Source organism: Streptomyces sp. NPDC014764, assembly GCF_043082785.1.
Classification (GTDB): domain Bacteria; phylum Actinomycetota; class Actinomycetes; order Streptomycetales; family Streptomycetaceae; genus Streptomyces; species Streptomyces althioticus.
On sequence record NZ_JBIBXY010000022.1, the window covers coordinates 50,317 to 75,732 of the forward strand.

A 25,416-nucleotide genomic window follows, 5' to 3' on the forward strand; every position below is an offset into this window, starting at 1 on the left:
AAGGCCGCCGAACTCCCGTCAGACCTCTTCGACGCTGCTCGGCTCACGCCGGGACAGGTCGATGCCAAGCTCCTCCGCAGCGCGGAAGACGTCCTCGTCGGTGTCGCGCATCTCGATGGACATGCCGTCCGAGGACAGCACCTCCACGTTCAGGCACAGGGACTGCATCTCCTTGATGAGGACCTTGAAGGACTCGGGGATGCCGGGCTCGGGGATGTTCTCGCCCTTGACGATGGCCTCGTAGACCTTCACGCGGCCGGTGACGTCGTCGGACTTGATGGTCAGCAGCTCCTGGAGCGCGTAGGCGGCCCCGTACGCCTCGAGTGCCCACACCTCCATCTCGCCGAACCGCTGGCCACCGAACTGAGCCTTACCGCCCAGCGGCTGCTGGGTGATCATGGAGTACGGACCGGTCGAGCGGGCGTGCAGCTTGTCGTCGACCAGGTGGTGCAGCTTCAGGATGTACATGTAGCCGACCGAGATCGGGTCCGGGAACGGCTCACCCGAGCGGCCGTCGAACAGCCGCGCCTTGCCGGACGGGAGCACCATGCGCTCGCCGTCGCGGTTCGGGATGGTGTGCTGCAGCAGACCCGCGAGCTCGTCCTCGCGCGCACCGTCGAACACCGGGGTGGCGACGTTGGTGCCGGGCTCCACCTTGTCGGCGCCGATGGCCTGCAGGCGCTCGGCCCACTCCTCGGCGAGACCGGAGACGTCCCAGCCGCGGCTGGCGAGCCAGCCGAGGTGGATCTCCAGCACCTGTCCCGGGTTCATTCGGGACGGCACACCGAGCGGGTTGAGGATGATGTCGACCGGGGTCCCGTCCTCGAGGAACGGCATGTCCTCGATGGGCAGGATCTTGGAGATGACGCCCTTGTTGCCGTGACGGCCGGCGAGCTTGTCACCGTCGGTGATCTTGCGCTTCTGCGCGACGTAGACGCGCACCAGCTGGTTGACACCGGGGGGAAGCTCGTCGCCCTCCTCGCGGTCGAAGACGCGGACGCCGATGACCTTGCCGGTCTCGCCGTGCGGCACCTTCAGCGAGGTGTCACGGACCTCACGGGCCTTCTCACCGAAGATCGCGCGCAGCAGGCGCTCCTCGGGGGTCAGCTCGGTCTCACCCTTCGGGGTCACCTTGCCGACGAGGATGTCGCCGGCGATGACCTCGGCGCCGATCCGGATGATGCCGCGCTCGTCGAGGTCGGCGAGGACCTCCTCGGAGACGTTCGGGATGTCCCGGGTGATCTCCTCGGGGCCGAGCTTGGTGTCACGGGCGTCGACCTCGTGCTCCTCGATGTGGATCGAGGAGAGGACGTCGTCCTGCACGAGGCGCTGCGACAGGATGATCGCGTCCTCGTAGTTGTGACCCTCCCACGGCATGAACGCCACGAGCAGGTTCTTGCCGAGCGCCATCTCGCCGTTCTCGGTGGCCGGACCGTCGGCGAGGACCTGGCCCTCGATGATCCGGTCGCCCTCGGCGACGATGACCTTCTGGTTGACCGAGGTGCCCTGGTTGGAGCGGGAGAACTTGGCCAGGCGGTACGTGATGTACGTGCCGTCGTCGTTGGCCGTGGTGATGTAGTCCGCGGAGACCTCCTGGACCACACCCGCCTTCTCCGCCTTGACCACGTCACCGGCGTCGACGGCGGAGCGGTACTCCATGCCGGTGCCGACGAGCGGGGCCTCGGACTTAATCAGCGGCACGGCCTGACGCATCATGTTCGCGCCCATGAGGGCACGGTTGGCGTCGTCGTGCTCGAGGAACGGGATCATGGCGGTCGCGACCGACACCATCTGGCGCGGCGAGACGTCCATGTAGTCGACCTCGTCGCCGGGGACGTAGTCGACCTCGCCGCCGCGGCGGCGGACCAGGACGCGGTTCTCGGCGAAACGCATGTCGTCGTTGAGCGGCGCGTTGGCCTGCGCGATGACGAAGCGGTCCTCCTCGTCGGCGGTCAGGTAGTCCACCTCGTCGGTGACCTGTCCGTCGACGGCCTTGCGGTACGGCGTCTCGATGAAGCCGAACGGGTTGATCCGCCCGTAGGAGGCGAGCGAACCGATCAGACCGATGTTCGGGCCTTCCGGCGTCTCGATCGGGCACATGCGGCCGTAGTGCGAGGGGTGCACGTCACGGACCTCGAAGCCGGCCCGCTCACGGGAGAGACCACCCGGGCCGAGGGCGTTCAGACGACGCTTGTGCGTCAGCCCCGACAGCGGGTTGTTCTGGTCCATGAACTGGGACAGCTGGCTGGTGCCGAAGAACTCCTTGATGGAGGCGACGACCGGCCGGATGTTGATCAGGGTCTGCGGCGTGATCGCCTCGACGTCCTGGGTGGTCATGCGCTCGCGCACGACGCGCTCCATACGGGCGAGACCCGTACGGACCTGGTTCTGGATCAGCTCGCCGACGTTGCGGATGCGGCGGTTGCCGAAGTGGTCGATGTCGTCGGTCTCGACGATGATCGTCCGGCCCGACTCGCCGACCGTCTCCGTCTCACCGGCGTGCAGCTTCACCAGGTACTTGATGGTGGCGATGATGTCGTCGGTGGTGAGCACGCCGGCGTCGAGCGGCTGGTCGCCGCCGAGCTTCTTGTTCACCTTGTAGCGGCCGACCTTGGCGAGGTCGTAGCGCTTGGGGTTGAAGTAGAGGTTCTCGAGCAGCGTCTGCGCGGCCTCACGCGTGGGGGGCTCGCCCGGACGCAGCTTGCGGTAGATGTCGAGCAGCGCGTCGTCCTGGCCCTGGGTGTGGTCCTTCTCCAGGGTGGCGCGCATGGACTCGTACTCGCCGAACTCCTCGAGGATCTGCTCGGTGGTCCAGCCGAGCGCCTTCAGGAGGACGGTGACGGACTGCTTGCGCTTGCGGTCGATGCGCACACCGACCATGTCGCGCTTGTCGATCTCCATCTCCAGCCAGGCACCCCGGGAGGGGATGATCTTGGCGGAGAAGATGTCCTTGTCGGACGTCTTGTCGATGGAGGAGTCGAAGTAGACGCCGGGCGAGCGCACCAGCTGGGACACCACGACACGCTCGGTGCCGTTGATGACGAAGGTGCCCTTGTTCGTCATGAGCGGGAAGTCGCCCATGAAGACGGTCTGGGACTTGATCTCGCCGGTCTCGTTGTTGGTGAACTCGGCCGTGACGAAGAGCGGGGCGGCGTACGTGAAGTCGCGCTCCTTGCACTCGTCGATGGAGTTCTTCGGCGGCTCGAAGCGGTGGTCGCGGAAGGTCAGCGACATCGACCCGGAGAAGTCCTCGATCGGGGAGATCTCTTCGAAGATCTCCTCCAGACCGGACTTGGTGGGGACGTCGTGCCCGTTCTCGAGAGCCTCCTCGACGCGAGCCTTCCACGCGTCGTTGCCGAGCAGCCAGTCAAAGCTCTCGGTCTGCAGCGCGAGAAGGTTCGGAACCTCGAGGGGCTCCTTGATCTTTGCAAAGGAGATGCGCAGCGGGGCGGTGCTGGCGCCGTTGTTCGTATTCGCGGTCGAGGCGTTGCGCGAGGCGGCCAAGAGGGGGTCCTTCCGAGGGCTCGGACTCACTACGCGCGTACCGGCCCCCCACTGGGCGCAGAGACGGACATTCCAGGTCGGAAGTGATCCGGTCGTCCATGCTCGAGTGAGGGCATGCCCCTGGTGACGGGCAGGGGACAGCTAACAGGCAGCGCAAAGGGTCAGTGTAGCCACTTGGCACACTGATGTCCAGTGCGGTGTACGAGACCGGTTGCTGGCCCTCGTTGTCATCAACTCCTGCGGCAAGGCGCTGCCCTCAACGCACGGTGATACTGCCCTCTTTGCCGTCGATCCATGCCTCGGATTCGGATCCTTGTGACGACGCGTCCTGAGAATTGCGCGCTGCGTGCGGTTCGTCAAGGGCCCCCCTTGCCCGAACCGCCGCCGTCCGGCTCACTCCGCGGCCCCCTCGGAGGCACAACGAAGATCACCATACCCCCCGCCGTCCCGGGTGCAAGGCAGTCGCCGCCGACCCCCCGATACGCCGAAGAGCGACCACCCGGATGGATGATCGCTCGTCGGCACTTGAGCGTTACACGCCTCTGGAGGCGCGTGACGGATCCCTGCGGACCCGGAAGGTCTTACTTGACCTCGACGGAGGCGCCGGCGCCCTCGAGGGCCTCCTTGGCCTTGTCGGCGGCTTCCTTGTTGACCTTCTCGAGGACCGGCTTCGGGGTGCCGTCGACGAGGTCCTTGGCCTCCTTCAGACCCAGGGAGGTCAGCTCGCGCACGACCTTGATGACCTGGATCTTCTTGTCGCCGGCGCCGGTGAGGACGACGTCGAACTCGTCCTTCTCCTCGACGGCCTCGGCGGCGGCGCCGCCGCCCTGGCCGGCGACGACGACCGGGGCGGCCGCGGCGGCGGTGACGTCGAACTTCTCCTCGAAGGCCTTCACGAACTCGGAGAGCTCGATGAGGGTCATCTCCTCGAACTGGGCCAGCAGCTCGTCCTGGGTGAGCTTCGCCATGATGGCGGTCCTTCCACTAAATCGGCAGGTGCCGGGTGTACTGGGTGAGGCGGGCGTTACTCGGGCCCGCATCGGTCCTCACCTCAAGCGGCGAGGACCGGAAAGCGAGCCGAATTACTCGGCACCGCCCTGCTCGTCCTGCTTGGCACGGAGCGCGTCCACGGTGCGGACGAGCTTCGACGGCAGCGCCTGGAAGACGGAGGCAGCCTGGGACTGCTTCGCCTTGAAGGCACCGGCCAGCTTGGAGAGCAGCACCTCGCGGGACTCGAGGTCCGCGAGCTTCTTGATCTCGTCGGCGGACATCGCCTTGCCGTCAAGGACACCGCCCTTGATGACGAGATTCGGGTTCTCCTTGGCGAAGTCACGAAGACCCTTCGCCGACTCCACCGGGTCACCGGTGACGAAGGCGACCGCCGTCGGGCCAGCGAAGAGCTGGTCGTCGAGCGTGATCCCGGCCTCGTTGGCCGCAATCTTGGTCAGCGTGTTCTTCACCACGGCGTACTGGGCGTTCTCACCGAGCGAACGACGCAGCGTCTTGAGCTGCGCCACGGTGAGACCGCGGTACTCGGTCAGCACGGCGGCGTTGGAGCTGCGGAACTTGTCCGTCAGCTCGGCAACCGCGGCAGCCTTGTCGGGCCTCGCCATAGAGCCTCGGCCTCCTTCCGGGTGATTCGGACCGCGCGGACCCGAAGGAGGACTGGGGAAAACGAAACGCCCCGGGCGCAGGCGCACGGGGCGAAGCTCAACCGGATTTCCGCGCCTTGCGGCGGCGGCCTTCCGGGAACTCTTCCACTGTCACCTGCGCGGGTCGTCCGCAGTTCAGCGGATCCTTCGGCCACCGCACCCTCTTGCGAGCGCACGGCAACGACCAGCGGTCTTTGGCTTCCTCGGAAGAGTACGCGACCGGATCGGCGTGAGGCAAATCGGCCGATCGGGGGCTCCCGGCGCAAGGCGTGCCGCACCCGGGAGCCCTCGCCGGACGTCAGGCGGCCGAGCCGGCGCCCAGCGACTCCAGGTCCTTGAGCATCTGCATGAAGTCGAGGGTCTCCCCGGCCGGCGGGGCCTCGACCTCGGCCTTGGCCCCGTAGTCCGAGAAGTGCGAGGTCATCTTCATCGTGCCCTGGGCCATGGTCATGCCGACGACCATCTTGACCGGGAGGTCGTCCTCGTTGACCCAGATCTCGGTGTCGTAGCCCTTCATGCCCGACTTCTCGGCCGTGGCGACGAGCTCGTCGCGCTCGTCCTTCGAGAGCAGGTCGAAGGAGGTGTTGGCGTCGACCATCTCCTCGAAGCTGAGCGTGCCCTTGTAGTGCTGCGCCTCCACCCCGTCGACCTTCTCGGGGCCCACGTGCTTCAGGCTCGACGACTCCAGCAGCAGGGCGAGCTGCTGCGCGGGGTCCTGGTTCATGTTCTCCAGGCCACCGGTCATCTGCTTCTGGACCTCCGGGTCGCCCGACGCGTCGGCGAGGGCCTTGAAGTCCATCTTCATCCAGCGCTTGCCGTCCATCTCCGCGGCCTGCTCCGCGCCCATGTCCACGTACATGACGCCGTCGAGCATGATCATGCGCATCTGCTCGGGCGTCCCGGGGCCGGCGGCGGCGAATCCGGAGCCCTTCATGGTGACGTCCATGACCGCCGGGTCCCACCCCTGCACCCCGGACATCTCCATGGTGCCGCTCTCCGCCGCGGTCCCGGACGTCTGGATGGTCATCCGGATCTTGGAGGACTTCGCCTCCGAGGTCTTCTTGAAGGCGGCCTGGAGCACCTCGGCCGCCTCCTCCCGCGTCTGCCCCTCGGCGGAGGCGCCGGCCTTCTTGCCGCCCCCGTCGTCACCGTCCTGGCACCCCGCGAGGCCCACGACGACCGCCGCGGCCGTCAGACAGACACCCGCGCGCTTCCATGTGGCCATGACCATCGGATTCCCCACCCCTGCTGTCTCGCTGTGCTGCGTGTGTGATTCCCGTGAACGGTAACCCACCGCACCGACACAGACGTACGAAAAAACCCGCCCCCGTGCCCGAGTTGGGCGCGAGGACGGGTTCTGTCACGCGTGCGCGAGTCCGGCCGTCGGCCGGCTCACCCGGCTCAGACGGCGGCCGGGTCCTCCTCGACGAGGAGGTTGCGGGTGCGGTTCGGGTCGAGCGGAATGCCGGGGCCCATCGTGGTGGTGAGCGCGGCCTTCTTGATGTAGCGACCCTTGGCGGCGGACGGCTTCAGACGGAGGATCTCCTCCAGGGCCGCGCCGTAGTTCTCCACCAGCTTGGTGTCGTCGAACGACGTCTTGCCGATGATGAAGTGCAGGTTCGCGTGCTTGTCGACACGGAACTCGATCTTGCCGCCCTTGATGTCGTTGACGGCCTTGGTGACGTCCGGGGTCACGGTGCCGGTCTTCGGGTTCGGCATCAGACCACGGGGACCGAGCACGCGGCCGAGGCGGCCGACCTTGCCCATGAGGTCCGGGGTGGCGACGACGGCGTCGAAGTCCAGACGGCCCTTCGACACCTCGTCGATCAGCTCGTCGGCGCCGACGATGTCGGCGCCCGCGGCACGCGCGGCCTCGGCACGGTCACCGGTCGCGAAGACCAGGACCCGGGCGGTCTTACCGGTGCCGTGCGGGAGGTTCACGGTGCCACGGACCATCTGGTCGGCCTTGCGCGGGTCGACACCCAGACGGAAGGCGACCTCGACGGTGCCGTCGAACTTGGTCGTGGACGTCTCCTTGGCGAGACGGACGGCCTCGAGCGGGGCGTACAGCTTCTCCCGGTCGATCTTGGCGTCCGCAGCGCGGAGAGACTTGCTGCGCTTGCTCACTGAAAGCTCCTGTGCGTTCGAGGAGTTGTGGTCCGGGCCGAGCCGGCCCTGCCACTACTGCTTGGCTTACGGGGGTGGAGGTCAGCCCTCGACCGTGATGCCCATGGAACGGGCGGTGCCGGCGATGATCTTCGACGCGGCGTCCAGGTCGTTGGCGTTGAGGTCGGGCATCTTGGTCGTGGCGATCTCACGGACCTGGTCGGCGGTGATCTTCGCGACCTTGGTCTTGTGCGGCTCGCCGGAGCCCTTCTCCACGCCCGCGGCCTTGAGGATCATCTTCGCGGCCGGCGGGGTCTTCGTGATGAAGGTGAAGGAACGGTCCTCGTAGACCGTGATCTCCACCGGGATGACCCAACCGCGCTGCGACTCGGTCGCGGCGTTGTAGGCCTTGCAGAACTCCATGATGTTCACGCCGTGCTGACCCAGCGCGGGGCCGACCGGCGGGGCCGGGTTCGCGGCACCGGCCTGGATCTGGAGCTTGATGAGCCCCGTGACCTTCTTCTTCTTGGGAGGCATGGCTCTCCGGGTCCTTTCGAATTCGGGTCCTGCCCGGGTCCTGGAAAAGCTCCGGGACGCAGGCATACCGCACAACGATAACGGGTATGGATGCGCGGCCAAAAACCGAGCAGGTCAGACAAACGCGCGAGCGTTCGCCTGACCTGCGCGGAAGCTGTGCAACAGCCGGTCCAGAAGGGCTAGTTCTTCTGGATCTGGTCGAAGGAGAGCTCGACCGGCGTCTCGCGGCCGAAGATCTCCACCAGGCCCTTGACCTTCTTGGAGTCGGGGTTGATCTCGTTGATGGTCGCCTGCAGCGTGGCGAACGGACCGTCGGTGACGGTGACCGAGTCGCCGACCTCGAAGTCCAGCACCTGGACCTCGACCTTGCGCTGCGGAGCCGGCTTGCCCTCGGCCTCGGCGGCCTCGCGGGCGGCCTTCTCCTCGGCCTCCGGGGCGAGCATCTTGACGATCTCGTCCAGCGTCAGCGGGTACGGGTCGTAGGCGTTGCCCACGAAGCCGGTGACACCCGGGGTGTTGCGGACGACGCCCCAGGACTCGTTCGTCAGGTCCATGCGGACCAGGACGTAACCCGGGAGCTTGTTCTGCTTGATCGTCTTGCGGTCGCCGTTCTTGATCTGGACGACCTCTTCCTGCGGCACCTCGGCCTGGAAGATGTAGTCCTCGACGTTGAGCGAGACGGCGCGCTGCTCGAGGTTGGTCTTCACGCGGTTCTCGTAGCCCGCGTAGGTGTGGATGACGTACCACTCGCCGGGGAGCGTCCGCAGTTCCTCGCGGAGCTTCTCGACCGGGTCGCGGTCGTCCTCCGGCTCGGCCTCGGCCTCTTCCGCGGCCTCGGCGGACTCCTCGTCCGCGGCCTCGGCGTCGGTGGTGTCGGCAGCCTCGGCCTCGGCGGAGGCCTCGGTGTCCTCGACGTCCGCGGCCTCGACGGCGGCGAGCGCGTCCTCGGCGGACTCGGCCCCTTCGCCGTAAGGCTCGACGGCGTCGTTCACGTTCGGGTCAGACACGGTGGCTGCTTCTTCCTGGATACATAGGGGTGGAACATGCGAAAGGAGCGCCGGGTACCTCGGCGCTCTTCGCTCGGGGATCAGCCGAAGACGTACTTGGCGGCGTTGCTGAGGCCATAGTCGATCAGGGTGATCAGGCCGATCATCACGACCACGAAGATGATCACCGCGATCGTGTACGACGTCAGCTGGTTGCGCGTGGGCCAGACGACCTTGCGGAGTTCCGCGATGATCTGGCGGTAGAAGAGCGCGAGACGCTTCAGAGGGCCCTTCTTGGCCCGCTTGCCGCCCTTGCGGGGCTTCTGCTCCTGGGCATCAGGCATGTCGATGGAGCCCACGGCGTCCGTCACTCGTCCTCACCTGATTCCGGGTCGTGGCCGTGCCGCGCCCGGTCTGAGCCGCACGGCGGTGCATTGCTGTACGTACATGCGCACACATCCTGGCGAAGGTGTGTGTAGCAGGGCCGGAGGGACTTGAACCCCCAACCGCTGGTTTTGGAGACCAGTGCTCTACCAATTGAGCTACGACCCTTTGTGCGTCCCCCAACGTACCGCATCCGGCCGGATGCTTGGTGTGCACCGGCTGAGCGCGGGCCGCTGAAGGCCAACGAGGTGAGAGTGTACGTGTTCCTGGGCCGGGCGTCGAACAGAAAGTGCCTGGGAGGGGGCTCACCGGCCACACCAAGGCCGGTGATCGTCCTGGCCACACCGCCCGCGGACGCGTGATGCGGACTGGTGTTCCACCCTTTGCCCGGTGTTGTTCAGTCCGTGAAACCGCTGTGCCGAGTGTGTTTCGTGTCTGGAACGATGGGCCCCATGAGCGCTGCAACCCCTCCCACCGAGCGCCGGGTCTCCGCCCGAGTCGGCGCGATCTCCGAGTCCGCCACCCTCGCCGTGGACGCCAAGGCCAAGGCCCTCAAGGCCGCCGGGCGACCGGTGATCGGCTTCGGCGCCGGTGAGCCCGACTTCCCGACGCCGGACTACATCGTCGAGGCCGCGATCGAGGCCTGCAAGAACCCCAAGTACCACCGGTACACCCCGGCCGGCGGCCTGCCCGAGCTGAAGCAGGCGATCGCCGCCAAGACGCTGCGCGACTCCGGCTACGAGGTCGACCCGGCCCAGATCCTGGTCACCAACGGCGGCAAGCAGGCCATCTACGAGGCCTTCGCCGCGATCCTCGACCCGGGCGACGAGGTCATCGTCCCGGCGCCGTACTGGACGACGTACCCCGAGTCGATCCGGCTGGCGGGCGGTGTCCCGGTCGAGGTCGTCGCCGACGAGACCACCGGCTACCGGGTGAGCGTGGAGCAGCTGGAGGCGGCCCGCACGGAGAACACCAAGGTTCTCCTGTTCGTCTCGCCCTCCAACCCGACCGGCGCCGTCTACAGCCGCGAGCAGATCGAGGAGATCGGCCGCTGGGCCGCCGGGAAGGGCCTGTGGGTCCTCACGGACGAGATCTACGAGCACCTGGTCTACGGGGACGCCGAGTTCCACTCCCTGCCGGTGGTCGTGCCCGAGCTGGCCGACAAGTGCATCGTCGTCAACGGCGTCGCCAAGACGTACGCCATGACCGGCTGGCGGGTCGGGTGGGTCATCGGCCCGAAGGACGTCGTGAAGGCCGCGACCAACCTCCAGTCGCACGCCACGTCGAACGTGTCGAACGTCGCGCAGGCCGCCGCCCTCGCCGCCGTCTCCGGCGGCCTGGACGCGGTCGCCACGATGCGCGAGGCGTTCGACCGCCGCCGCCAGACCATCGTGCGGATGCTCAACGAGATCGACGGCGTGGTCTGCCCCGAGCCCGAGGGCGCGTTCTACGCGTACCCCTCGGTGAAGGCGCTGGTCGGCAAGGAGATCCGCGGGAAGCGCCCGCAGAACACGGTCGAGCTGGCCGCGCTGATCCTGGAGGAGGCCGAGGTCGCGGTGGTCCCCGGTGAGGCGTTCGGCACGCCGGGCTACCTGCGGCTGTCCTACGCGCTGGGCGACGAGGACCTCGTCGAGGGCGTGAGCCGCGTCCAGAAGCTGCTGGCGGAGGCGCGGGACTGACGTCCCCTCCGTTCCGCTCCGGGGGGCGCCCAGGACTGTCCTGGGCGCCCCCGTTCGTCTGTGCGAGCAAGACCGCGTACGGGGAAGGCGCTACCGGGACGGCCGTGTCATGCGGCAGGATCGGCGAATGGAGCGTGTACGTGATGTCTCTGAGCTGCCGAAGGCCCATCTGCATCTGCACTTCACCGGGTCGATGCGGCCCAGCACCCTGCTGGAACTGGCCGACAAGTACGGGGTGCGACTCCCCGAGGCGCTGACCGACGCCCTCACCGGCGGGGAACCGCCCCGGCTGCGGGCCACGGACGAACGCGGCTGGTTCCGCTTCCAGCGCCTGTACGACGCGGCACGCTCGTGCATCAGATCGCCCGAGGACATCCAGCGCCTGGTGCGGGAGGCCGCCGAGGAGGACATCCGGGACGGCTCCGGCTGGCTGGAGATCCAGGTCGACCCGACGTCGTACGCGCCCCGGCTGGGCGGGCTGATCCCGGCGCTGGAGATCATCCTCGACGCGGTGGACTCGGCGTCCCGCGACACCGGGCTCGGCATGCGTGTGCTGGTGGCCGCCAACCGGATGAAGCACCCGCTGGACGCCCGCACGCTCGCCCGTCTCGCCGTGCGCTACGCCGACCGGGGGATCGTCGGCTTCGGGCTCTCCAACGACGAACGGCGCGGCATGGCCCGCGACTTCGACCGCGCGTTCGCCATCGCGCGGGACGGCGGGCTGCTGTCGGCGCCGCACGGCGGCGAGCTGGCGGGACCCGCGTCGGTGCGGGACTGCCTGGACGACCTGGAGGCGCACCGCATCGGGCACGGAGTGCGGGCGGCGGACGACCCGCGGCTGATGAAACGCCTCGCGGACCGGGGCGTCACCTGCGAGGTGTGCCCGGCGTCGAACGTCGCGCTCGGCGTCTACGACAAGCCGGAGGACGTGCCGCTGCGCACGCTGTTCGATGCGGGTGTGCCGATGGCGCTCGGCGCGGACGACCCGCTGCTGTTCGGCTCCCGGCTGGCGGCGCAGTACGAGATCGCGCGGCGGCACCACGACTTCACGGACGCGGAGCTGGCCGAGCTGGCCCGGCAGTCCGTCCGGGGCTCGGCGGCGCCGGAGGACGTCAAGGAGAAACTGCTGTCGGACGTCGACGCCTGGCTGACCGCCCCGGTGGGGTGAAGTGGGCCAGGGGCGGATAGGCCTGGAAGCCGATGTCCAGCTCCGTCCCCCGTCCCCGGGACAGGGGCAGCAGTGTGGTGAGCGAGGCGCAGAGCACGTCGTACCCCTTGGCCGCGCCCTTGGCGAGCGGGCCGAAGCCGGCCGCCTCGGTGAGCCTCACGGACGCGGCGGCGAAGGTGTCCCGCCCGCCGGACAGGAACAGCGTCCGGGCGTGGACGGCGGGCTGGATGCGGTCGGTGCGGGGCAGGCGGTCCCAGCGCCGCCCCCAGAGGTCCTCCCAGGCGGCGGCGTGCCGCGCGGTGCGCCGTTCGTCGGTGCGGACGGTGCGCGGGACGCCCTGGGTGAGCCCGCGGCGCAGGTCGGGCCAGGTGGAGGGCCGCAGTCCCAGCGTCTGGTGGACGAGGACCAGATCGACGGGCACGCCCTGGGGGAAGTCCCGGGGGATGTTCTGCCGGAGCGGGACATGGACGACCGTGTGCGGGGAGTACGCCGCGAAGGAGAACAGCCCGGCGAGGCGAGCCAGTCCGCCGTGGTCCCCGACCAGGTGGCCCCACTCGCGCATCGGGTCGACGAGCGTGGTGTGCCGCGGCGCGGGGCGCGGCTGGACCACCCGGAAGGCGTAGCGCCCGGCGCGCGGCCGGAACTCCTCGGTTCTCAGCCGCACGGATGCTCCCTCATGACCTCAGGGATACGCGCGACGGTCGCGGCGCGGCAACGGAATTACGCGGCCGGCGCCGCTCAGAGGCCGACGCCCACCATGACCGGCTCGTTCACCAGGGTGATCCCGAACGCCTCGTGGACGCCCGCCACGACCTCGCGGGCCAGGGCCAGCAGGTCCTCCGTGGTGGCCTCACCGCGGTTGGTGAGCGCGAGGGTGTGCTTGGTGGAGATGCGGGCCGGTCCGCTGCCGTATCCCTTGGTGAAGCCGGCCTTGTCGATCAGCCAGGCCGCGGAGGTCTTGGTGCGTCCGGCCCCGGCGGGGTAGGCGGGCGGCTCCACGCCGTCGCCCAACCGCTCCCGTACACGCGTACGGAATGCGGCGAACGTCTCGTCGTCGAGGATCGGGTTGGTGAAGAAGGAGCCGGCCGACCAGGTGTCGTGGTCCTCCGGATCCAGCACCATGCCCTTGCCGGCGCGGAGCTTCAGCACCGTGTCGCGGGCGGTGGCCAGCGGCACCCGCTCGCCGGGCGCGACGCCGAGCACGCGGGCGGTCTCGGCGTACTTGACCGGGCCGGACAGCCCGCCGGCGTCCTCCAGCCGGAAGCGGACGCGCAGGACGACGTACCGCTCGGGGTCGGCCTTGAAGCGGCTGTGCCGGTAGGAGAAGGCGCACTCCTCGTTGGAGAGGGTGACGGTCTCCCCGGTGCGCCGGTCGTAGGCGACGACCTCGGTGATCGTCGAGGCGACCTCCTGGCCGTAGGCGCCGACGTTCTGGATGGGGGTGGCGCCCGCGGAGCCGGGGATGCCGGCCAGGCACTCGACGCCGGCCAGCCCGGCCTCCACGGTGGCCGCGACGGCGTCGGTCCACACCTCACCGGCGGCCAGTTCCAGGCGGGTGCCGTCGAGGGTGACGCCCTTGGTGGCGACGACGAGCGCGGTGCCGTCGAAGCCCTTGTCGCCGACGACCAGGTTGGAGCCGCCGCCGATGACGAGCAGCGGGGTGCCCGCGGCGTCGGCCTCGCGGACCGCGGCGATCACCTCGTCGTCGGTGGTCGCGGTGACCAGCCGGGTGGCGGGGCCGCCCAGCCGGAAGGTGGTCAGCGGGGCGAGGGGGGCGTCGTGGAGTTCCTGCACGGCTCAAGACTACGAGACGGCGTCGCCGCCCCCCGCTCCCCCGCCGCCGGGGCTCCGGGCCGGACCCGGACTCAGGCGAGTCGTACGACCGCGCGCGAGGCGCCGAGGACCTTCTGGCCGGCGCTGGTCGCGGTGAGGTCGACGCGGACGGTGTTGTCGTCGAGCTTGGCGGCGACCTTGCCGCTGACCTCGATGACGGCGCCCTTGTCGTCGTCGGGCACGACGACCGGCCGGGTGAAGCGGACGCCGTACTCGACGACCGCGCCGGGGTCGCCCGCCCAGTCGGTCACGACGCGGATCGCCTCGGCCATGGTGAACATGCCGTGCGCGATGACGTCGGGCAGGCCCACCTCCTTGGCGAACCGCTCGTTCCAGTGGATCGGGTTGAAGTCGCCGGAGGCTCCCGCGTACTGGACGAGGGTGGCGCGCGTCACGGGGAACGTCTGCGCGGGCAGCTCGGTGCCGACCTCGACGTCGGCGTAGGAGATCTTCGCCGTCATGGTGTGGTTCACGCCTCCTCGGCCGCGCGGGCCACCAGCTTGGTCCAGGCGGTCACAACGTGCTCGCCGTCCTGGTCGTGCACCTCACCGCGGATGTCCAGTATGTCGTTGCCCGCCATCGTCCGGATGGTCTCGATGGTGGAGGTGACCGTGAGCCGGTCGCCGGCCCGCACGGGCCGGTTGTAGGCGAACTTCTGGTCGCCGTGCACGACGCGGCTGTAGTCGAGGCCGAGCTGCGGGTCGGCGACGACCTGGCCCGCGGCCTTGAACGTGATGGAGAACACGAAGGTCGGCGGGGCGATCACGTCGGGGTGGCCGAGCGCCCGGGCCGCCTCCGTGTCCGTGTACGCCGGGTTGGCGTCCCCCACCGCCTCGGCGAACTCGCGGATCTTCTCCCGGCCCACCTCGTAGGGCTCGGTGGGCGGGTAGCTCCGCCCCACGAAGGACTGGTCGAGCGCCATGCGCGCGGCACCTCCTGTGTCGGTCCGGAACCGACGTGTCTCACGGTGTGTGGTGTCGGTGGGGAAACGACACGAGGCCGCCCCCCGATTGGGGGGACGGCCTCGTGTACGAGCCTGTTTTATCGCGTCTCGCGGTGCGCGGTGTGCGCATTGCAACGCGGGCAGTGCTTCTTCATCTCAAGACGGTCCGGGTTGTTACGCCGGTTCTTCTTGGTGATGTAGTTCCGCTCCTTGCACTCCACGCAGGCCAGCGTGATCTTCGGGCGGACGTCGGTGGCAGCCACGTGAGTGCTCCTTGACGAACGGATGGACTTGATTAACGCAAGAAGAGTAGCCGATCGAAGGACCGACCCCGCAATCGGCTACTGTCTGTAGCGGTGACCGGACTTGAACCGGTGACACAGCGATTATGAGCCGCTTGCTCTACCGACTGAGCTACACCGCTTTGATGCGATCGGGCCCCGCCTCGCGGCGGGAACCTCTCACACCAGAGCCCCAAAACGGAATCGAACCGTTGACCTTCTCCTTACCATGGAGACGCTCTGCCGACTGAGCTATTGGGGCGAGCGATGAAGACATTACACGGTCCGCCGCCGTTCGCCCAAATCCGTTTCCGCCCTCCGTCCCCCTCCCGGACGCACGGGCCACGCCGGTACGACTATTGCGTTCCTCCCGGCGTGGGACGGGGGGCCGTCCTAGGCTCGACTCACTCTGCGTGATCTTGTCTCAGCGTGACGTGCGTCCTCGTGCGCAGCCCGAGCCCCAGGAGCGCGATGCCCGACAACCGGCCGCAGCCACCGTCCCAGCCGTGGTCCTCGCCCTCCGGTTCCGGTCCGGCCGACCCTCCCCCGCTCCTCCTGTGCGGCGCCCGCCTCACGGACGGCCGGACCGTGGACGTACGGCTGGGCGGCGGGCGCATCGAGGCCGTCGGCACGGCGGGCAGCCTCACGGCGGACGCCACGCGCGCGTGCGTACCGCGGCTCGACCTCACCGGCTACCTACTGCTGCCGGCCCCGGCCGAACCGCACGCCCACGCCGACACGGCGCTGTCCGCCGACGGCCCGGGCCCCGTCTCCCAGGACCCCCAGGACGTGCAGCGCCGGGCGACGGAGGCGGCGCTGCTCCAGCTCGGGCACGGTGCGACGGCCCAGCGCGCGCACGTGCGCGTGGGGGACATGGCAGGGCTCGGCGCGCTGCGGGCCGTGCTGCGCGCGGCGCGCTCGCTGCGCGGGCTGGCCGAACTGACCACGGTGGCGATGCCCCGGGTGCTGACCGGGGTGGCCGGGGCGGACGGGCTGGCGGTGCTGCGGGACGCGGTGAAGATGGGCGCGTCCGTGGTGGGCGGCTGCCCGGACCTCGACCCCGACCCCACGGGCTATGTGGAGGCGGTGCTGGAAACGGCCGCCGAGCACGGCCTGCCGGTCGATCTGCACACCGACGCGTCCGACCCGGCCCGGCTGGCCCGCCTCGCGGCGATCGCGGGCGGGCTGCGGCCGGGGGTGACGCTCGGTCCCTGTGGGGGCCTGTCCGCCCTCCCCGCCGACGTCGCGGCCCGTACGGCGGAGCGGCTCGCGGCGGCCGGGGTGACGGTGGTGTGCCTGCCCCAGGGCGGCTGCGGCGCGGCGGAGGGCCGGGACGCGGCGCCGGTACGGCTGCTGCGCGCGGCGGGCGTGCGGGTGGCTGCGGGCAGCGGTTCCCTGCGGGACGTGTCGAACCCGGTGGGCCGGGGCGATCCGCTGGAGGCGGCGTACCTGCTGGCCTCCTGTCAGGGCCTGTCCCCCGAGGACGCGTACGCGGCGGTGAGCACGCGGGCGCGGGCGGCGATGGGGCTGCCGGAGGTGCGGGTGGAGGCGGGTTTCCCCGCCGACCTGCTGGCGGTTCGGGGCGACGGCCTGCCGGCCGCCCTGTCCCTGGCGTACAGCCGGATCGTGGTGCACGGGGGGCGGGTGGTGGCCCGCACGAGCGCGGTGCGGGAGTACTGCGACTCGGCTGCGTCGGGCACCGGTCCGGGGCTGCCGCGGCAGGGACGCGGACCGGCGTAAGGGCCCGCGAGGCCAGGCGAGTCCTGCCGCGGTGCGGCCCGGCCGGCCGGGCGGCGGACGGGCCCGGTAAGACGTACGGTCGAAGGCATGCGCATTGTCATCGCTGGTGGTCATGGTCAGATCGCGCTGCGTCTTGAGCGGTTGCTCACCGCGCGCGGGGTCGAGGCGGCGGGCATCATCCGCAAACCCGAACAGGCGGACGACCTGCGGGAGCTGGGCGCGGAGCCGATCGTGCTCGACCTGGAGTCGGCGTCCGTCGAGGAGGTCGCGGAGATCCTGAAGGGCGCGGACGCGGCGGTGTTCGCGGCGGGCGCCGGTCCGGGCAGCGGCGTGGGCCGCAAGGACACGGTGGACCGGGCGGCGGCCGTCCTGTTCGCGGACGCGGCCGTCCGGGCGGGCGTACGCCGGTTCGTCGTCGTGTCGTCGATGGGTGCGGACGCGGAGCACCAGGGGGACGAGGTCTTCGACGTGTACCTGCGCGCCAAGGGCGAGGCGGACGCGTACGTACGCAGCCTGGACGGCCTGGACTGGACGATTCTGCGGCCGGGTCAGCTGACGGACGAGCCGGGCACGGGCCTGGTCCGCCTGGAGGCCCGTACGGGCCGCGGCCCTATCCCCCGCGACGACGTGGCGGCCGTCCTTTCGGAACTGGTGGACACGCCCGCGACGGCGGGCCTCACACTGGAACTGATCAGCGGCTCGACGCCGGTGCCGGTGGCGGTCAGGTCGGTCGCGGGCAACTGAGCGGGCTGGAGCTCCGGTTCAGAAGAGGGGCATCTGCCCGGGGAACGGCGGTACGACGTAGCCGTCCAACGAGGGCTGCTCCGGGCCCGGTTGGGCGAGCCGGCGGGATCCCGGGCAGGAGGTCAGCTCCCCGCTGCCGCGAGCGCCGGGCGGATCGTGCCGCGCGTACCGCCCGGCGACGACGGCGATCTCACGACGGCACTCGGGGCAGGGGCGGCGGCGGGGCGACATGGGTTCAGTGTGCCTTCAGGATGGCGGACCGTCAGCTCACTGACGCCGCGCTGGATCCCGGGTGACGGGGCACCGCGGCAGGAGCCGTGGCACCGGACGGAACCGGACGGAACCGAGGTACCGGCCCACAGACAAGCACCCCCTCCTGGTTGATCCCACGACCGGAGAGAAGGGACAGGGGCGAGCGCCGAGCGGCTGAGTCCGCAGGTGGCGGGTCCGGTGCGAGGGGCGACCAGGACACGCATGACGGTCTCCGGGGAGTGCCCGTACCGGACCACCCTCACCTGTGCCCGTGCAGCCGCCCGATGGTGAAGGCGAGTGCGAGCCGGGAGAGGAGTGGCGAGCCGGCGGGTTCCAGGCGCAGCACCCATTCAGGCATGCGGCTGGCGCTCCGGGCGGCCGTCACACCCCGGTCGTCCCGGAACTCGTAGGCACCCCACTTCGTGCCCGGGGAAGGTTCGACGGAGCCCACCCATGTACCGTCAAGAGCAAGCAGCGCGTAGCCGTCGGGTGAGTTGTCGCCGGCTCTGCGGATGATGTGCCCGGTCACGCCGGAGGGGTCCCAGACCACCAGTTCCGGCGCGGACTTCCTGGCGCGGCGCTTCTCGACCCGGAACAAGGGGTGTCCTGCGGGGTCGCGCACTTCCCAGTACGTCGTCTGCACCCCGGGGGCAGCAGGCACGGGCCGGGGGAGCGTGACCACCGACGCCGAGCGCCTGCCGTCGGGCGCGCGCGCATCCTTGCGCGTGACGATCAGCGCATTCCCTGGGGCGCCGGGTTCCGCGAGGAGCCGGCGAGTGCGCTTCCGCGCCCGGATCTGCATCACCGTCAGGGCGCTGAACGAGGCCAGCCAGAGCAGCGACAGGGAGACAGGCGCAGCGGCAGCCTTGAGGCCGGGAACGTACGGCCCCAACGGGCCGACGCGCACCTCGACGGTGCGTCCCTCGTCGCTGCGGCTGAGGCCGTAGATCTCGCCGGAGTCCGTGTCACCGCCGGCGGTGCGCCATGTCCCCGTGCACTTGAGCGGGGATCGGCCCGCTCCCCGATGGCACTCGGCGACCTGCGCGGTGGCCCGCTCTCCGGCCATGAAGGTGTACGTCAGCACCGCCGGCCAGAAGAGTCCGCCAATCATCGCCAGGGGTATGACGGCACGGAAGAATCTCATGGTGGTGCAGCACACCACAGCGGCAGACCGGCCTGGTCCACGCGGAGGTGCGGCACAGGCCAGAACCGAGCAGCTCGCCAGATCGAGGCTGGCCTGCGGGAATGCAGAAGGAGGGCGCGTCCCCCGGGGACGCCTGGGGGACGCACACTGATCAGGATCGAGTCCCACCAGAGACCAGGTGAGACACGGCTCGTTCCTCGACCGTTGTTCGCAGCAGTGCATTGCACACGAAGAAGCCCCCTCCGTACCGCTTTTCAGCAGGTCGGAGGGGGCTTCCCTCAGCGTGGCGGCGCCAGGATTCGAACCTGGGAAGGCTGAGCCGGCAGATTTACAGTCTGCGCGCGGACATGCGCCTGACGTGCCGTTTCTACTCCAACGTGCTGCCACTGCCCCGCGAGCGCCCCACACTGCCCTCACTGGTTGCGCCCCGGTGCCTCTGGGCGAGGGCGGGGCGTCCTCCTTCCCTCGCGCTCACCCCGCCACCACCGAATGCATCACCAGTTCGAATTATGCAACTTGTGAACCTCTGGCACTTTGTGGACCTTCCATGCCAAGATACTCATCCGCTTTTCTTTGACGTGGGGGGGCCATGTCGACCGATGAAGTGAACGCGTGGGTTTTGCCGGCAAGAGAAGAGGAAGGCCATTTCGGTGCCCGAAGTGTAGCCATCAAGAACGGGCAGCGTGTCTACAAGCAGGCAACCATTTCCGTCTTCGGCAGCCCATCCAGTGGCGAGATTAAAAAAGAAGAGCTACGCCTGGAGTCATTTGAACGAAAGCCCGGTTCAAATGAATTCGACTTTGAAAACCCGAAGAGTCGGTGGCACTGCGAGAACGAGGAGATCGAAAGGCTAGCATCCTTCCTCGCCGGCACATTCAACACTGCCGGGCGGTATCGCCTAATCGACGCCGCATCCGCTTCGGCCACCATTCTTTCGCTACTTGATAGCGGCGACTTGGACCCGGGAGCTTTGGGTGAAACGCTCGCGGGACACGCGGACCTCACATCGGTCGTGACCGCCCTCACCGCTTCCGCTTCAGGCCTCAATGCCGTAGAGGCCGCCGTGATCGCCCGGCGACGGAGTGTGCTGGCAAACCTCAAGCTGAAGGCTACTGAACCGAGAACCACGGAACGGGACATGCAGAGTGCCCTAGAAGGGCACACGTGGATATTTGGCGGGCAATACATCGGCATAGCACACCGCCGAAACCTGACTATGCTCGACGAGTACGACATCCCGCTCGTTGAAGCCAACGGCGCTCTTCATATCGTGGAACTAAAGGGCCCCAACATCAAGGACCTAATCAAGAAGCACCGCAACCATCAGGTCGTCGGAAACGATGTACACCTGGCTGTCGGTCAGCTCATAAACTATCTAAAGCAGCTAGATCAGCAAGGCGCCGCCATGGAACAAGCGTTCCGCAATGAACATGGCGTCGAATACGACATGAGTCGCCTCTGCGGCACTGTCGTAATAGGCCATTCCAGACACGTACCCGACTTCGCCAGGAAGCAGATTGATCAGACCATCCGAACCTTCAACTCTCACCTGAGCAGAGCTCAGGTCCTTACATACGAGGACCTTCTTGACCGCGCGGAAATGGCACTGCGCTTCGAGGAGGACTCGCTGGACTCGGCGTGAGATGTGTCCAGCACCTCCTCCCGTACGCCTAAGCGTCAGCACGCCCCGCTACGCTGGTACGCACCACGTCAGAACGGAGAGTGCTCCGCGGATGGGACCGAAGACGACCAAGGTCTACGAGACGCTTCGCGCGCGACTCGCGGCAGGCGAGTACGCGCCCGGTGACAAGCTCCCCTCAGAACGCGCACTCGTGGAAGAACTCGGCATCGGCCGGACGGCTCTACGGCAGGTGCTCGCTCGTCTTGTCTCCGAAGGACAGTTGGAAGTGCGGGGACGGAGTTCGTACCGGGTGCCGGGCGCGGTGAGCGTTCAGCGTCCGGAAGGGCTGGAACCCTGGCGTATCCACGGCGAGCGGGACGTGTACGACAACCGATGGGTCAGACTCCAGCTCTGGGACGTGGAGCCCCCGGGGGTGAAGCGGTTCGAACACCACGTCGTGAGGCTCCACCACGTGGCAGTCACGGCCGTCATTGATGATCAGGACCGCGTTCTGATGATGTGGCGGTACCGCTTCGTTCCGCAGCAATTCGGCTGGGAACTTCCCGGCGGCATCGTCGACGAGGGGGAAGATCCGGCAGACACGGCGTTGCGGGAGACCGTCGAAGAGACGGGTTGGCGGCCCAAGTCGCTGGAACACGTCGTGAGCTATCAGCCCATGGTCGGCATGGTCGACTCGCCACACGAGATCTTCGTAGCGCACGGCGCTGAGAAGGTCGGTGAGCCGACCGACCTAGAAGAGGCCGGCCACATCGAGTGGGTACCGCTGGCGGACATCCCCGGGCTCATGGCCCGCGGTGAGCTGCTGGGTTCGGGCACCCTGGTCGCGCTCCTGCACATCTTGGCCGCCCGACGCACGAAGGGCCTCACAACCGCGCAGTAAGCATGTCGACGCGACGGCGCTGCCGGACCGAACCGGTCCGGCTCGCCAACAGTCGGGCCTGCCGCAGGTGCGTACTGGCGTCGTCGTACTCGGCTCGCGTGAGGTGCGCTTGGGCAAGGTCGGCGTGGAGGCCGGCGCGTGCGCGAACGAACGTCGGGTCCATCACCTCAAGCGCGCCGTAAAGGCTGGTCACCGCCGACTCCTCCCCAAGCAGGGCGAGCACGTTGCCCTGCCACCGGGCGAGGTGCGCGCCGTTCAGGAAGATGCTCAGCATGTCCGGGTCCCGATCCTCGGGGCCCGGCGGGATAACGGCCATGGCCGCGTCCAGCGCACGCCGGCAGTCGTCCGGCATGTCGGCGTGCGCGCACATCTCGGCTTCCGCGGCGTACAGCCATGCCCGGAGTCGGGCGGAACCGGCTTGCCCGACGGTGCGCTGAGCATCCCGCACTAGGTCGACGGCGAGCGCCGGCCGTCCCGCTTCGCAGAGCACGTACGCCTGCTCGCCCATTGCGTGGGCCAGATACATGGGTTCCTCAGCGTCACGTGCCGCGCGCTTGGCAAGTTCGTAGTGTCGCCACGCCCGCTCGACGGCCCCCGAGTCGATTGCCTGCCACGCCGCAAGAGTTGAGGCGCCTGCGAGCGCGAGCGCCACGGGCCGACGAGCGGAAGGCAGCACAGCGAAGTTGAGTGCGTCTTCAAGGGCGGACAGATGACCGGACATCTGATCGACCAAGGCCGCGGCGCCCCTCTGGCGGTCCATGGTCCGCAGTAGCTCAGTTTGGTCGTTGAACATCTTCACCATGGACTCGCTGACACTACTGGCCGAATCGATCCGGCTCAGGAGGTCGTCGTAACCGTCGGCGGTGGGTGCCACGGGGGCCGGGTCGGAATCCCGCAGCTCCCCGTCCGTGACGCCGAGGAGTTGCCGCAGGATGCGCGCGTACCGGTCCGAGATGGTGCGCTTGCCGTTCTCCCACTCGGACACGTACACCCGCAGACTCGCGGTTGACGCAACGTCCGTGAGGTTCCGTCGGGCGAACTGCTCGATCTCGCGAACCAGTCGTTCCTGCGACCATCCGCGCGCCGTCCGCGCACTCCGAAGTCCCGCACTCACGGGTCCACCTCCCGGCGTTGGGCTTGCCTCACACCACCTTGTCAGTCTGACGCACGTCGCCGCAGGTCAACAGGGGTTAACAGGCCGACAGTTAAGCCCTGTTGGCTACCGGCGGCCCTGCCTCCAGAGGTCTTCTGGAGATGCACCGCGACGGTTCGACCGCCACCCGAACCAGCGAACCACCTTGACACTGGTGCGCACCAGATGCACTCTACTGGTGCGCACCAGATTGCGGGTCGGTCCCGGAATCACGGTGTGCGAGGCAGCGCCCGGACGCACGGCCCGGAGTACGCGCTGTGGAGAACTCAACAGAGTGCCAACCCAGCCGCATGAACACGTGCGGTCGATGGGTGCGGGTCACCACCCCGACCGCCCATGTCGGGCCGGGTGACCTGCCCGGATCCGCCCCTCGGGGCGGTGACTGGCATCGCGTGATCTGAAATCCGCAGAACCTTCGCGGCATCTGCCGTTTCGAACTTCAGCCCTTCCGCCGTGCCACTTACGGCGGCCGGTTGCCTCCGCTGCTCGTCTCGTACGAGCAGCGCTGAGGGGAGCCGGATCTACCGACTTCAACGGCGTGAGCCCCCGGTGCTGGAACACCGGGGGCTCTGTTCGGGCCGTTCCTCTCTGGAAGGAACCACGACCCAATGAACCACATCGTCACTGTTCAGGACGCTGTTACCGCGTTCGCCGACTTCATGGAGCCGACGGATGCGGAGCTGGACGCGATCGAGCAGGAGATGCCCGTGATCCTCGCGGGCGTCGAGCTGGTCGACGCGCAGATCATCGCCCTCGACCACATGCCGAACGAGGTGGACGCGCGGCGCATCCGCCGGGCCCGCCGCCGCGTGCTGGCCGCCCGCCGGGAGCTGGCCAACCGCACGGCCGGCGCGAGCCTGCCCGGGGGTGCCGCGTGATCCGCATCGTCACCCACGCCCGCCTCGCGCAGCTTGAGGACGACGCCCGCACTGCAAACGAGCAGGCCCGGCAGACTAACGGGGCCGCGAACGAGGCGTTCGGCCGGCACGTGCGGGAGCTGTACGCGGTCACGGACCGCGCGGAGCGAGCCGAGGCCGCCACGACTGAGGTGGGCGTCCTGCTCGCTCGCGCGGTGGAGGAGCTGTCCGCTGCGCAGCAGGAGCTGCTGCTGAAGGACATCGAGATCCGCCGGTTGCGCGAGGACCTGAGCGGTGGGCCGCGTGAGGGCGAGACGCTGACGGTGCTGCTGCACTACGGCGAGCCGCACACCATCTACGCCTCCCGCGAGGACGCCTACGCCGACACGGCCACGCACGGCGTGCCCGCCAACGCCAAGTGGGTGCCCGTGCGTGAACGCCCGTCGGCCGCGTCCAAGTGGTGCCTGGAAGTGTTCATCTACGACGCCGCCTGCAACGGGTTCCGCCGCGTGTACATGCCCGCGCCGAAGTCGGTCGGGGAGGCGGCGTGAACAGTGTTCAGACGCGTTCAGCGGAGCGCGCTCTGTCGGGCGGAACGTGGCTGATCGTGTGCGGGGCGATGCTGTACTCCATCCTGACCGTGACGCCGCTCATGGCGAAGCACACGGCCGAGGCGTGGGACTGGACAGCGCCGATCCTGCCGCTCGTGGTGGACGCCGCTGTGGTCATCGTGGTCAAGCTCGATGACGTGCTGGCCCGCCTCGGGGGGCATGGCGGACGCTGGCCCGTCGTGCTGCGGTGGATGACCGGGCTGATGACCCTCGCACTCAACACCGCCGACTCCGCACTGAAGAAAGACCTGGTCGGCGTGGCTGTCCACTCCGTGGCGCCGCTGCTGCTCATCGTCACTGCAGAGACCAGCCTCGCCTACCGGCGCGCCATCGCTGCCGCCGTAGCGGCGCAGGAGGAGCAGGAGCGGGCCGAGCGGGAGCGGCGGGAGCAGGTGGCCCGCGAGCGTGCCGAACGGGCCCGTGCCGAGGCCCGGGAGGAGCGCGAGCACGCCGCCATGCTCGCCCGTGAACAGCGTGAGCACGAGGCCGCGCTTGCCCGTGAGCAGGCCGAGCGGGAGGAGCGGCAGCGCCGTGAGGAGCGGGCCGCGCGGGAGCGTGCCGAGCAGGCTGAGCGGGAGGCTCGTGAACGCCGTGAACGCGAGCGTGAACAGCGTGAACAAGAGCGGCTGCGGCGTGAACAGCAGGCCCGGCAGCAGGCCGAGGCCGAGCGCCGCGAGCGGGCCGAGCAGGCGGAGCGTGAACGCCGTGAGCGCGAGGAGCATGCGGCCCGCGAACGCGCCGCGCTGCTGAACCGCGGGCCGGCCGACGGCAAGCTCCAGGAGGATGAGGCGCGCCGGATCGTGGCCGCCGCGTTCGCCTCGAACATGTCGGTGCGGGCGGCTGCGGAGCTGTGCGGCTGGTCGGTCGGGTGGGTCTCCCACCGCTACGCCGAGCACCGCGACCCCGGCGCGGACCGCCGCGCTGATCTCGCGATCGCGGGTCAGTGATGGGCGCCCTGCCCATCTACCGGTGGCGCCTCGCCCCCGACGGCTACGCCACCCGCCGCCAACTCCGCGCCGCCGGGCTTCGGCCCGGCGGTCAGGACGTGGCCGCTCAGCTCGAACGGCCACGCCGTCGCCGGGAACCGCTGGTCGCCTACCTGTACCGCGTCGACCGTGCCAAGCCGGTGCGTCCGATGACGCCGGCCCGGTGGGCTGCTCTGGCCAAGGCCAACGCCGCCCGCCGCACCTGCCCCGCCTGCCGCCGGGACGCGGGATACGTCATCCCGCCGTCGCTCGGCATGTGCTCTGCCTGCGCCTTTCCCGACAACGCCGTGCCGGCCGGTCCGTCTGCCGCTCACGGCTTACGCGCCTGAAGGAG

The 25,416-nt window shown here is 69.1% G+C and carries 26 protein-coding genes and 4 tRNA genes; 10 read left to right on the forward strand and 20 right to left on the reverse strand.

Annotation, left to right across the window (positions count from 1 at the left end):
- Positions 1-18 precede the first annotated feature (18 nt).
- The 9 genes from rpoB to ACF1AG_RS31340 form a co-directional block, all read right to left on the reverse strand.
- On the reverse strand, positions 19-3,504 hold the full coding sequence (gene rpoB, locus ACF1AG_RS31300; RefSeq protein ID WP_387795044.1) for a DNA-directed RNA polymerase subunit beta: 3,486 nt from the start codon (positions 3,502-3,504) through the stop codon (positions 19-21).
- A gap of 581 nt (positions 3,505-4,085) precedes the next feature.
- The gene (rplL, locus tag ACF1AG_RS31305; RefSeq protein WP_033272480.1) at positions 4,086-4,472 is read right to left on the reverse strand and encodes a 50S ribosomal protein L7/L12; all 387 of its coding nucleotides are present in this window, start codon (positions 4,470-4,472) and stop codon (positions 4,086-4,088) included.
- Positions 4,473-4,586: 114 nt separating this feature from the next.
- Positions 4,587-5,117, reverse strand: a complete 531-nt coding sequence (gene rplJ, locus ACF1AG_RS31310) for a 50S ribosomal protein L10 (protein WP_024883173.1) — start codon at positions 5,115-5,117, stop codon at positions 4,587-4,589.
- Positions 5,118-5,454: 337 nt separating this feature from the next.
- Entirely contained in the window at positions 5,455-6,387 is a 933-nt protein-coding gene (locus ACF1AG_RS31315) for a hypothetical protein (protein ID WP_387795045.1), read from the reverse strand.
- Positions 6,388-6,557: 170 nt separating this feature from the next.
- The gene (rplA, locus tag ACF1AG_RS31320) at positions 6,558-7,283 is read right to left on the reverse strand and encodes a 50S ribosomal protein L1 (protein WP_145829780.1); all 726 of its coding nucleotides are present in this window, start codon (positions 7,281-7,283) and stop codon (positions 6,558-6,560) included.
- An 81-nt stretch (positions 7,284-7,364) separates the two neighbouring features.
- Positions 7,365-7,799, reverse strand: coding sequence for a 50S ribosomal protein L11 (gene rplK / locus ACF1AG_RS31325; RefSeq protein WP_024883170.1), 435 nt, complete (start codon positions 7,797-7,799; stop codon positions 7,365-7,367).
- A gap of 179 nt (positions 7,800-7,978) precedes the next feature.
- Positions 7,979-8,806, reverse strand: a complete 828-nt coding sequence (nusG, locus tag ACF1AG_RS31330; RefSeq protein WP_391810762.1) for a transcription termination/antitermination protein NusG — start codon at positions 8,804-8,806, stop codon at positions 7,979-7,981.
- Between the two features lie 80 nt (positions 8,807-8,886).
- Complete coding sequence (gene secE, locus ACF1AG_RS31335; protein WP_086704420.1) at positions 8,887-9,156, reverse strand: preprotein translocase subunit SecE; 270 nt, start codon at positions 9,154-9,156, stop codon at positions 8,887-8,889.
- A 108-nt stretch (positions 9,157-9,264) separates the two neighbouring features.
- Positions 9,265-9,337, reverse strand: a tRNA-Trp gene (locus ACF1AG_RS31340).
- Between the two features lie 284 nt (positions 9,338-9,621).
- On the opposite strand from ACF1AG_RS31340, the gene ACF1AG_RS31345 reads away from it, so the two are divergent.
- Positions 9,622-10,848 (forward strand): pyridoxal phosphate-dependent aminotransferase, encoded by a 1,227-nt coding sequence (locus ACF1AG_RS31345; protein ID WP_387795047.1) that lies wholly within the window; start codon positions 9,622-9,624, stop codon positions 10,846-10,848.
- Positions 10,849-10,975: 127 nt separating this feature from the next.
- Positions 10,976-12,016, forward strand: a complete 1,041-nt coding sequence (locus tag ACF1AG_RS31350; RefSeq protein ID WP_359599709.1) for an adenosine deaminase — start codon at positions 10,976-10,978, stop codon at positions 12,014-12,016.
- On the opposite strand, the gene ACF1AG_RS31355 is transcribed toward ACF1AG_RS31350, so the two are convergent.
- From ACF1AG_RS31355 to ACF1AG_RS31385, 7 genes are all read right to left on the reverse strand, one after another.
- Positions 11,961-12,680, reverse strand: a complete 720-nt coding sequence (locus ACF1AG_RS31355) for a hypothetical protein (protein ID WP_359599711.1) — start codon at positions 12,678-12,680, stop codon at positions 11,961-11,963. The two genes, ACF1AG_RS31350 and ACF1AG_RS31355, sit on opposite strands and share 56 nt — an antisense overlap.
- Before the next feature lie 74 nt (positions 12,681-12,754).
- Complete coding sequence (locus tag ACF1AG_RS31360; protein ID WP_359599713.1) at positions 12,755-13,810, reverse strand: UDP-N-acetylmuramate dehydrogenase; 1,056 nt, start codon at positions 13,808-13,810, stop codon at positions 12,755-12,757.
- A gap of 71 nt (positions 13,811-13,881) precedes the next feature.
- Complete coding sequence (locus ACF1AG_RS31365; RefSeq protein WP_225654515.1) at positions 13,882-14,310, reverse strand: MaoC family dehydratase; 429 nt, start codon at positions 14,308-14,310, stop codon at positions 13,882-13,884.
- Between the two features lie 8 nt (positions 14,311-14,318).
- Entirely contained in the window at positions 14,319-14,771 is a 453-nt protein-coding gene (locus ACF1AG_RS31370) for a MaoC family dehydratase N-terminal domain-containing protein (protein WP_359599714.1), read from the reverse strand.
- Between the two features lie 119 nt (positions 14,772-14,890).
- Positions 14,891-15,055, reverse strand: a complete 165-nt coding sequence (gene rpmG, locus ACF1AG_RS31375) for a 50S ribosomal protein L33 (protein ID WP_003948671.1) — start codon at positions 15,053-15,055, stop codon at positions 14,891-14,893.
- 88 nt (positions 15,056-15,143) lie between these two features.
- Positions 15,144-15,216 (reverse strand) — tRNA-Met (locus tag ACF1AG_RS31380).
- Positions 15,217-15,262: 46 nt separating this feature from the next.
- Positions 15,263-15,335, reverse strand: a tRNA-Thr gene (locus tag ACF1AG_RS31385).
- Between the two features lie 209 nt (positions 15,336-15,544).
- Here ACF1AG_RS31385 and ACF1AG_RS31390 point away from each other — a divergent pair.
- Both ACF1AG_RS31390 and ACF1AG_RS31395 read left to right on the forward strand, forming a co-directional pair.
- Positions 15,545-16,813: an amidohydrolase family protein gene (locus ACF1AG_RS31390; protein WP_359599716.1), complete on the forward strand. Its 1,269-nt coding sequence runs from the start codon at positions 15,545-15,547 to the stop codon at positions 16,811-16,813.
- Between the two features lie 87 nt (positions 16,814-16,900).
- Entirely contained in the window at positions 16,901-17,557 is a 657-nt protein-coding gene (locus tag ACF1AG_RS31395; protein WP_359599717.1) for an SDR family oxidoreductase, read from the forward strand.
- 18 nt (positions 17,558-17,575) lie between these two features.
- On the opposite strand, the gene ACF1AG_RS31400 is transcribed toward ACF1AG_RS31395, so the two are convergent.
- The 3 genes from ACF1AG_RS31400 to ACF1AG_RS31410 form a co-directional block, all read right to left on the reverse strand.
- On the reverse strand, positions 17,576-17,788 hold the full coding sequence (locus ACF1AG_RS31400; protein WP_086703910.1) for a hypothetical protein: 213 nt from the start codon (positions 17,786-17,788) through the stop codon (positions 17,576-17,578).
- A 280-nt stretch (positions 17,789-18,068) separates the two neighbouring features.
- Entirely contained in the window at positions 18,069-18,953 is an 885-nt protein-coding gene (locus ACF1AG_RS31405; protein ID WP_391810763.1) for a hypothetical protein, read from the reverse strand.
- Positions 18,954-19,237: 284 nt separating this feature from the next.
- A tRNA-OTHER gene (locus tag ACF1AG_RS31410) sits at positions 19,238-19,365 on the reverse strand.
- A gap of 177 nt (positions 19,366-19,542) precedes the next feature.
- Here ACF1AG_RS31410 and ACF1AG_RS31415 point away from each other — a divergent pair.
- The gene (locus ACF1AG_RS31415; protein WP_391810764.1) at positions 19,543-20,595 is read left to right on the forward strand and encodes a Shedu anti-phage system protein SduA domain-containing protein; all 1,053 of its coding nucleotides are present in this window, start codon (positions 19,543-19,545) and stop codon (positions 20,593-20,595) included.
- 91 nt (positions 20,596-20,686) lie between these two features.
- A complete protein-coding gene (locus ACF1AG_RS31420) occupies positions 20,687-21,475 on the forward strand; it encodes an NUDIX domain-containing protein (RefSeq protein ID WP_391810765.1) in 789 nt (262 codons plus the stop codon).
- Here the strand turns inward: ACF1AG_RS31420 and ACF1AG_RS31425 are convergent.
- Complete coding sequence (locus ACF1AG_RS31425) at positions 21,459-22,466, reverse strand: XRE family transcriptional regulator (RefSeq protein ID WP_391810778.1); 1,008 nt, start codon at positions 22,464-22,466, stop codon at positions 21,459-21,461. The genes ACF1AG_RS31420 and ACF1AG_RS31425 overlap by 17 nt on opposite strands.
- A 770-nt stretch (positions 22,467-23,236) precedes the next feature.
- Here ACF1AG_RS31425 and ACF1AG_RS31430 point away from each other — a divergent pair.
- Genes ACF1AG_RS31430 through ACF1AG_RS31445 form a run of 4 tightly spaced genes read left to right on the forward strand, consistent with a single transcriptional unit; the run spans position 23,237 to position 25,411 of the window.
- Entirely contained in the window at positions 23,237-23,506 is a 270-nt protein-coding gene (locus tag ACF1AG_RS31430) for a DUF6284 family protein (protein ID WP_391810766.1), read from the forward strand.
- Positions 23,503-24,036: a hypothetical protein gene (locus ACF1AG_RS31435; protein WP_391810767.1), complete on the forward strand. Its 534-nt coding sequence runs from the start codon at positions 23,503-23,505 to the stop codon at positions 24,034-24,036. Before ACF1AG_RS31430 ends, ACF1AG_RS31435 begins: the two co-directional genes overlap by 4 nt.
- Positions 24,033-25,043, forward strand: coding sequence for a DUF2637 domain-containing protein (locus ACF1AG_RS31440; RefSeq protein WP_391810768.1), 1,011 nt, complete (start codon positions 24,033-24,035; stop codon positions 25,041-25,043). The genes ACF1AG_RS31435 and ACF1AG_RS31440 overlap by 4 nt, the downstream gene beginning before the upstream one ends.
- Positions 25,043-25,411: an RRQRL motif-containing zinc-binding protein gene (locus tag ACF1AG_RS31445; protein WP_391810769.1), complete on the forward strand. Its 369-nt coding sequence runs from the start codon at positions 25,043-25,045 to the stop codon at positions 25,409-25,411. The genes ACF1AG_RS31440 and ACF1AG_RS31445 overlap by 1 nt, the downstream gene beginning before the upstream one ends.
- Positions 25,412-25,416 lie beyond the last annotated feature (5 nt).